9 protein-coding genes are annotated in these 8,305 nt (G+C 29.5%); all 9 read right to left on the minus strand.

Translation table 11 applies throughout. From position 1 onward, the window contains the following. Nucleotides 1–372: 372 nt before the first annotated feature. Nucleotides 373–846, minus strand: a complete 474-nt coding sequence (locus tag ACSSV5_RS11910) for a hypothetical protein (RefSeq protein WP_454246045.1) — start codon at nt 844–846, stop codon at nt 373–375. Continuing rightward, nucleotides 749–1,108 (minus strand): hypothetical protein, encoded by a 360-nt coding sequence (locus ACSSV5_RS11915; protein ID WP_454246046.1) that lies wholly within the window; start codon nt 1,106–1,108, stop codon nt 749–751. Before ACSSV5_RS11915 ends, ACSSV5_RS11910 begins: the two co-directional genes overlap by 98 nt. Before the next feature lie 48 nt (nt 1,109–1,156). Beyond that, nucleotides 1,157–3,355: a peptidase domain-containing ABC transporter gene (locus ACSSV5_RS11920; protein WP_454246047.1), complete on the minus strand. Its 2,199-nt coding sequence runs from the start codon at nt 3,353–3,355 to the stop codon at nt 1,157–1,159. After that, nucleotides 3,352–3,678, minus strand: a complete 327-nt coding sequence (locus ACSSV5_RS11925; protein WP_454246048.1) for a hypothetical protein — start codon at nt 3,676–3,678, stop codon at nt 3,352–3,354. The genes ACSSV5_RS11920 and ACSSV5_RS11925 overlap by 4 nt, the downstream gene beginning before the upstream one ends. A 5-nt stretch (nt 3,679–3,683) precedes the next feature. Continuing rightward, nucleotides 3,684–4,955, minus strand: coding sequence for a hypothetical protein (locus ACSSV5_RS11930; protein ID WP_454246049.1), 1,272 nt, complete (start codon nt 4,953–4,955; stop codon nt 3,684–3,686). 19 nt (nt 4,956–4,974) lie between these two features. Further along, nucleotides 4,975–5,136 carry a hypothetical protein gene (locus tag ACSSV5_RS11935; RefSeq protein WP_454246050.1) on the minus strand — a complete coding sequence of 54 codons (162 nt, stop codon included), beginning with the start codon at nt 5,134–5,136 and terminating at the stop codon, nt 4,975–4,977. Nucleotides 5,137–5,147: 11 nt separating this feature from the next. Beyond that, nucleotides 5,148–5,324: a hypothetical protein gene (locus ACSSV5_RS11940; protein WP_454246051.1), complete on the minus strand. Its 177-nt coding sequence runs from the start codon at nt 5,322–5,324 to the stop codon at nt 5,148–5,150. Nucleotides 5,325–5,396: 72 nt separating this feature from the next. Continuing rightward, nucleotides 5,397–5,561 (minus strand): hypothetical protein, encoded by a 165-nt coding sequence (locus ACSSV5_RS11945; RefSeq protein WP_454246052.1) that lies wholly within the window; start codon nt 5,559–5,561, stop codon nt 5,397–5,399. An 82-nt stretch (nt 5,562–5,643) separates the two neighbouring features. Further along, nucleotides 5,644–8,028 carry a TonB-dependent receptor domain-containing protein gene (locus ACSSV5_RS11950; RefSeq protein ID WP_454246053.1) on the minus strand — a complete coding sequence of 795 codons (2,385 nt, stop codon included), beginning with the start codon at nt 8,026–8,028 and terminating at the stop codon, nt 5,644–5,646. Nucleotides 8,029–8,305 lie beyond the last annotated feature (277 nt).

The following is an 8,305-nucleotide window of genomic DNA, read 5'->3' on the forward strand; positions in this document are numbered from 1 at the left end:
ATTGGCAATACGGTTTTACGCCATAGACTTGTTAAGAAGAGCCGTATGATGGGAGACTATCACGTACGGTTCTGTGAGAGGTTTAGGGGTGAGATCCCCCTTTACCTACTCGACTTTCTGTCTTCTCTTCGATTCTTTAGGATTTAAGTTTATGAATTATTATATGCAGTTTTAATAATATTAAATTCAGTAGCAAGTTTTATGTTTTCAGTTAGGGAAATTATAAATTCAGTTGCTCGTTTTATAATTGCAGTTAGAAAATTATTAAATTCAGTTACAAAAAGTATAATCGCAATTATCTGTTTTATTAAATCAGTTAATAAAATGTTTATTGCAGTTATTTGTTTTATACTTGATGTTGTTAACATTACATTATCTCTTGATTACTTTAAATTCTAATCCGCTTACTTGTTGGTATTGTGGGCTTTTTGCTCCGAATACGCTTTTTACATATTGCTTTACTTCTTTTGATGTTTGTACCAAGCCTGTTACTGGATTATATAGGGTGTTATTCCTATCTATCATTGCGTTGGAATATTGAGTGTAGGCATTGATGAGATTGGTGTTTTTGGTTTGTAGGTCTTGTAATTTTGTCTGTAAGGTTGCGGTTTGGAGTTCTGTTTCGTTGGGTGCGTAAAGAGGATTTTGCAGTAGTACTTCTATTAGGTTGGCAAAATGGTCTATTAATCTGTCATAAGATTGTTGGGATGTGGAGATAGAATTAGTGCTTTGTGTTTCTTCTGAATTTTCATCGGTCTCTGATGTAGTTCTTTTGCTTGAACCTTGTAATTTCTTGTTGATAGATTTGGCATTGTCTACAGCTAAAGTCTGCACCTGATATGGCAAAACTGTTAACTATTCTTGTGGCAAGAGGTTTTAGGTCTGCAAAAGCATTACGACGTTCATTTGTGGCATTATCAAACGAAGTTTTAGTATTGGCGACTGCTTGTAATTTGGATTGAGAGGTAGTGTATAGATTTTCTAATTCTGCTAGTGTTAGTCTTGGATTGGTAGGGTTATAGGTTGCGCCATATCCTGTACAAAATGAAATGAGGTCTTGAAAGTTGGCTACATTTTTTGCGTGCCCTGTTTCTGATGTTGATGCCATGATGATTGATTTTGAGGTTAATACTACAAAAATAATAAAAATTTCAATTTAGTTTCCAAGTTCTAATTGGTTTTTAACAAGGTTAAAATATTCCGCTTTTTTATTGACTAATTGTTGATGTGTGCCTTGTTCTATTATTTCTCCTTTTTTGAGGACTACTATATTATCTGCATTCTTAACAGTACTTAAACGGTGGGCAATAATAATAACGGTTTTACCTTTAAAAAATTCTTGTAAATTGTCATGTATTATTTTTTCGTTTTCAGCATCTAGTGCAGAGGTAGCTTCATCAAAGAAAATATAATGAGGGTTTTTATATACAGCTCTTGCAATGAGCATTCTTTGTCTTTGACCGCCCGACAAACCATTTCCTGCTGAACCTATTTTGGTATTATATTTTAAGGGCAGAGATACAACAAACTCTTCTATATTTGCTATTTGTACGGATTTTTTAAGTTGTTGTTTATTTACTTCTTTATCAGCAGTTGCAATGTTTCTTTCTATGGTGTCTGAAAAAATGTAACCATCTTGCATTACTACCCCTGTATTTTCACGGATGCTTTTTGGGGAAAGATTTAAAATATTATCATGATTGTAAAATATTTCACCCTTGATTGGGTCATAAAATCTTAAAAGCAATTTCATTAAAGTTGTCTTACCACTACCACTTGCTCCGACAATAGCAGTAATTTTACCCTCTGGGATATGTAAATTAACATCCTTTAAGACAAAAGGAGATTTTGGTCCTTCATATTGAAAGGATAAATTTTTTAGATAAATGCCTTTCTCAATACCGTTTTTTTGATAATTTGATTGTTTAGTAATTTGTTTTAATTCTTTATTTTCTTCAGGTTCGTGGTTTTGAACTTCATTTAATCTTTCTAAACTCAATTTTGCATCTTGTAGAGAACGAAAAAAATCAACTAATTGATTAACTGGGGAATTCATTTGCCCAATGATGTAAGAAATGGAAAGTAACATACCTAATGTCATATTGCCTTGCACTACATAGGTGGCTGCTAAAAAAGTAACGATGATATTTTTTAATTGGTTGAAAAATTCAAAACCTGAGAGTTGTATTTGGTCTAATTTAAGGATTCTTGTATTGAGTTTAAATAGTTTTTGTTGAATATTCTCCCATTCATTAATTTTAAAATCTTCAAACTGATTGATTTTCATCTCTGTAACTCCATTGAGCATTTCATAGATGGATTCTTGGTTTTCGCTTCTTTGCTGAAAACGGAAATAATCTAATATTTTTCTCTTTTTAAGCCAATAAAAAGACCAACCAATAGAAAGGGCAGTTAATATAAAATAAACCAATAGAATTGTAAAATCATAATACCACAAAACACCAAAAAACACAGAAAAAGTGATTATGGAAAAAAATGTAGTTAAACTTTGAGAGGTTAGAAAATCTTCAATACGGTCGTTGTCTTGTATGCGTTGTTGGAAGTCTCCCATTAGTTTGGTGTCAAAAAACTTAATGGGAAGTTTAAGCATTTTTTTTAAAAAATCTGAAATTATTGTAATGCTCAAATGCGTACCTACATAGAGCATTAACCAATTACGAAAAATGCTAAAAATAATGGAACCAAGGAATAACCCTAATTGGGCTAATAAAATAATAAAGATAAAGTTAAGGTCTTTTGCATTTACTCCTTTGTCAATTAAAGCTTCGGTTAAAAAAGGAAATACCAAGGTTAAAGCACTACCTAATAAAAGCAACACAAACATAATAGATAGTTGTTTTTTGTAAGGGTTTAGGTAGTTAAAAAGATATTTTATAGTTAGTTTTTCTTCTTTGGGTGGTTGTTTTGTGTAAAATTCTTCGGTAGGGTTGAGGAAAAGAGCTACGCCTTTATCTCCATCCGACAGCCAAGATTTTTCAAATTTTTCTTTGGTAAGTTTTATTTTACCAAATTCAGGGTCTGCTAAAAAAAATAAATTTCCGACTACTTTATATAATACTACAAAGTGTTTTTGATTCCAATATAGAATACAAGGAAAATAATTTAATTTACTAATTAAATCGGTTGTTGTAAGTTTAGCAGAAATAGAATCTAAACCTATAATACTAGATGCTTCTTTTAAACCTAATAATGAAACCCCATCCTTGGTTATATAAGAAAGACTTCTTAAATATTCAATAGGATAATTTTTAGAATAATACATAGATATCATGGCCAAACAAGCAGGGCCACAATCCATATTATCTCTTTGGGGTATAAAATGAATATTATTCATTCTAATATTTTTAATATTCTTTCATATTTAAGATTTAAGATTTCGTTTTCGGGATGTGTTGATTTATATTTTAGCTTTATTTTTTGTTTTTTCTTGATAAAAACAATCAATTCTTCATTTTCATTTTTTAAATAGAATTTTTTATTGAGAAATTTTTCACAGTCATAATTTTCAATAATTTTTTTTATTGAAGAACAAATTGATTGAAATTTACTTTGTTCAATAGAAACAGTTTTTTGTTTTTTTATAACATGAGAATTATTTTGTGCGTATACACAGGTACAAAATATGAATGTTGCTAAAATTGTTATTATATTTTTCATAATTTTTATTTAATTATTTCAAAACCTCTTTTATCATATATTAAAGCTAAAAAGTATAAAATTGCTTCTTTAGGGATATTTAATTTACCTGATTTAAGATAAGAATTAATATCTATAATTTCATTTTCATTTATTAAATCTAACAAATCCACTAGCTCTGGAAAATATTGCATCTGAAACTTTGAACCTCTAACATAAACGAAAAGGATGTTTTTCTTTCTTTTGTGTAAAATTTTAAATAAAGAGTCCGATTTTATTTTTTGGTTTTCTAATTTAGTGTAATCATTATCTACATCATACCCTATTTTATCTTTCATTGATAATGGTATAGTTTGCCACCCACCATTACTTATTAAGTTATAATTGAATTCTTCTGATATAAAATTTATAAAATCATTGACTGAACCATTTATTACATCGTTGTCCAGTTCTAAAATCTCAAAAATATCTTTTGAACTATTGTGAACATTTTCTAACAAGTTGTATTTATTTCCTATTATTTCCGTTTCTTTTTTTACAAACTGAGTCACAAAAGATTCTATGATGCGATTAAAATACTTATACCTTGAGGGGTTGTTGAACCACAATGTAATACCAACAGATAACTCGTTAGTCAAACCAACATGAAATTTGTTCCATGGCATATAGTATAAATCCTTAGTGCCAAATGAAAATTCTTTTGAGTGGGAAAGTATTGGTTCTATATCGGTATTATTATGCTTCAAGTTGGTAAGTTCTTTGTATTTTTCTTCATCCCAAATGTACATTTTTTTATCGCCAGGACCTAAATGAAAATGTATTACATTTTCACCACGATGGTCTTGATGAATTCCAAGAGGTGTCCAGCCATAATTGCCAATGAAAATTGTTATTTCAACACCTAGAGGTGGAATACCTTTTAAATCAATTAAAGGTTTAACTGCTTTAAGGATATTGTACGCAATATAATCAGAATGACGCTCACCACTATTAATAATAAACCCAAATTTTTTATCAAAAACTCTATCCGTATAGCTTTTAATATCATCTGTTTTTACAGGTGGTGTTTCACAAAGTTTTTTTAAATAATCATCATCTTGTTCCTTGCCTTCAATATATACACGAATACCATTGTTTATGTCTTTCATGGTTAACCTATTTGACAAAACCTCCATTATGCCAAGGTTTAATTCATTTAGCATATCCTTGCTAATTGCATCTTTAATTACACAGGTTTCGGAAAAATCATTATTAGTTTTAATAAAATCTCTCCAAAAATCAATTGAAAAATTTTGCATAGATATTTAGTATTTAAAGTTATATATAATCGAGATTTAAACTATTCTTCTGTTTCTGTTTCTGTTTAACTTTTTGTTTTTGTTTCTGCTTTTGGTCTGCACCTCCTTTTATAGCAAGATTTTCTGTAGTGTTTAGAATTTTTATATTCAAAAATTCCTTTGGATTAAATTTTTTATTCATAATTATTCAATTTAAATTTCACAACCGCAATCTTTAACTTTTACCTGTTGTCTAATTATAGTTGTACCACCTTTAACTTTTACCTTTTGTCTTTTCTTTTGTTTACAACCTCCTTTTATAATCAAATCTTCCGTTGTTGTAAAAACTTTGATACTTAAGAAGTCTTTAGGATTTATTACATTACCCATAAATGCTCTGTATTATATTCTTAGTTCTTTAAATAGAGGAGGGAACTTTTCCCTCCTCATGATAAGAAAATACTAGAATGAAGCTTTAATATCAGCTTTAATTGTAGCATCTTTCTTTTTGTCCTTTTTCTGGTCTTTCTTTTTATCCTTCCCACCACCTTTGATTACAAGGTCTTCTTGGGTAGATAATTCTTTGACATTCAAAAAGGATTTTGGATTAAAATTTTTTGCATCCATTTCAAAAGAATTTAAGGTTACACAATTGTATCATATTTTATAGTCATTAATACCTCATCGGACTTTCCTTGCAAGAATATTTTTAATTGGTTCTATTATATTCATCTTGATTTTTGTTTTCTCTATTATTTAAATTAAACTTTTTACCAAAATTGTATATTACACCAATTCTAAAAAATCTTTCATCGTAGTAATTTCTAAAAGAATTTTCTATACCATTTGAAAATGTTGTGTAAGTAAATCTATTAGAACTTAAAATGTCATTTGCATATAAGCTAATTATTAGACTTTTATCTAGTAGCAACCATTTAAGTGCTATATCTAGCTGATTGGCATTAGAATTATAATCAAGATTATCAATCCCTTCTGTTGTATAATTATAATTTAAGTTTCCCAAAAATGTTTTATTTGTGTTTAAGGTAAAATCGTTCGAAATATTAAACTCACCACTCCAACCACTTAAAAATTGAAGTGTAACGGGTATTTTAGATTTGGTATCACTGTAATATACATCAGCAGATGCATTAACATCCCACCATTTGGCAGGTTTGAAAATAAAAGTTTGGGTAATACCAAACATTTTGTTAACTATAAAGTTTAATGGAATTACTTGTTGCACATTGGTATTGGCATCAATTATAGTAACTTGTTCAAAATCATCATCTGTATAGGAATAATAAATATTGGTAATTAAGTTGTCCTTAAAGGCATATTCAAATTCTATATTATCTGTAAATGCAGGTTGTAAAAAAGGATTACCCTCTGAATAGGAATAAGGGTTGTTTACAAATCTAAATGGATTAAGATACCCAAAATTTGGTCTAGCTATTCTTCTGCCATAATTTAAACTAAAAGAATGATTGTCATTAGGGGTGAAAGCAACATAAGCTGTTGGAAATAGTTTTGAATAATCATTTGTATTTGTTTGATTAAGCGTTTGAGAAAAGCCTTCGGTTTGAGTAAATTCATACCGCAAACCTACTTTGGCTTCCCATTTATCTGAAAAACTTTTTTGTGCACTAAAGTACAAGGCTTGGGTGTTTTCTTGGTATTTGAATTGATTGCTAAAATTTGGGTTCAGTATTTCTTCATCATCAATTATATCAAAATAATTAAATAGATTATCTGTTTCTGTAAATGATACTCTTGCACCATAATTATATGTTGCCCAATTGGTTGGGTGTTCCATATCTAGATTTATAGAATAGTTTGTAATATCTTGATTCCCGAAATTTCTTGCTTCTTCTAAACTGTTTGGAATAGATTGATTATTCGGAAAAAATGATTGTGTACTAAAGATTCTATTGGTTTTGTTCTTATAATTAAAATAATCAACATCTAAAGATAGTTTTCTGCCAATGGTATCTATATCGTAAATTACATGATAATTTAAAGAATTTAGTTTTTTATCATACTCATTTCTACCTAAAGTTGATATTAAAGAATCTAATACACTATTAGAAGAATTAGTTAGCGTAGTTTTGTCAATTTCTTTTATTAAAGGTTTGCTAGTTATATAATTATAGGTAAAGCCTGTTGATAATTTATCATTGATTTTATATTCTAGTCCTAACCTCGTAGATAATGCATTTGTAAAGTCTCTTCGGTTATTTACCTCGTCCCAAGTAAGGTTAGGATAATAAATTTTATTGGTTTCTTGTGGTGCATTAGAGCCGTTAGTATAGCTTACCGCTGTATTTATTTGAAATTTGCCTTTTTGCATATTAAAAGAACCACCCGCATTTCCTTTAGCATAGGTTGCTTGTTGGTAAATACTTCTTAATGATGCATTCCAAGCATCATTTTTTGCTTTTTTAAGCACTATATTTACTAATCCGCTGTTACCCTCTGCACTATATTTAGCAGGTGGATTAGATATTACTTCTATGCTTTTTATGTCTTCCGCATTCAGTGATTTGAGATAAGTAGCTAAATCTGCACTAGACATTTGTACAATTCTATCATTAATTAATACAGCAACACTGCCTTTTCCTATCATAGAAATTTCATCATTTTGTACTTTTATTCTTGGTGCAAGTTTTAGAGCATCTAATCCATTACCTCCAGTTGCTGCAACAGAATTTTCTATATTAAAAACTAATCTATCTACTTTTCTTTCAATCAATGGTTTTTTTCCTGTAATTACTACTTCACTAAGGTTAAGACCAGCATTTGTAATAATAGTTTCTAAATCAAGGTTGCCCTCTAATTTTATTATTTTTGAGAAAATATTTTGAGAAAAGTATTGTATGTTTAATTTATAAGTTCCTTTGGCTATATCTTTAAAGGTAAAGACACCTTCTTCATTTGTTAGTTCAGATTTTATTGCAATTAAGTCTAATGTTTGCAAGACAACTTCTGCATACTCAATTGGTTCATTAGTTTGTCCAACTATTTTTCCAGTAATAGTGTTTTGGGATAGTCCAATTATTGGTAGTATAAGCAGTATTAGTAATAATTTATTCATATGTTTCAGTTCATTTTTATGCGTTTAGTGTGTCTAAGGTTGCTTACAACGTTCGCGGCTTTGGCTAGTGCGGAATTTTTCATTCCGAACCAAAGCGTCTGCCGCTAAAATTATTTTCTTGCAATATCGTAATTTTTACTCATTTACCCCGCATTAGCCAAAACCGTTTGTTGTATGCAGCCGTGTGTCCTGCGTTACTTGGGGATACAAGATAGTGATTAAGTTCATTGAAAACAAGTAACATAACTGTAATTGAGATGAGAGTCTCATTGGTATT

This window comes from Psychroflexus sp. MBR-150 (genome assembly GCF_053628795.1).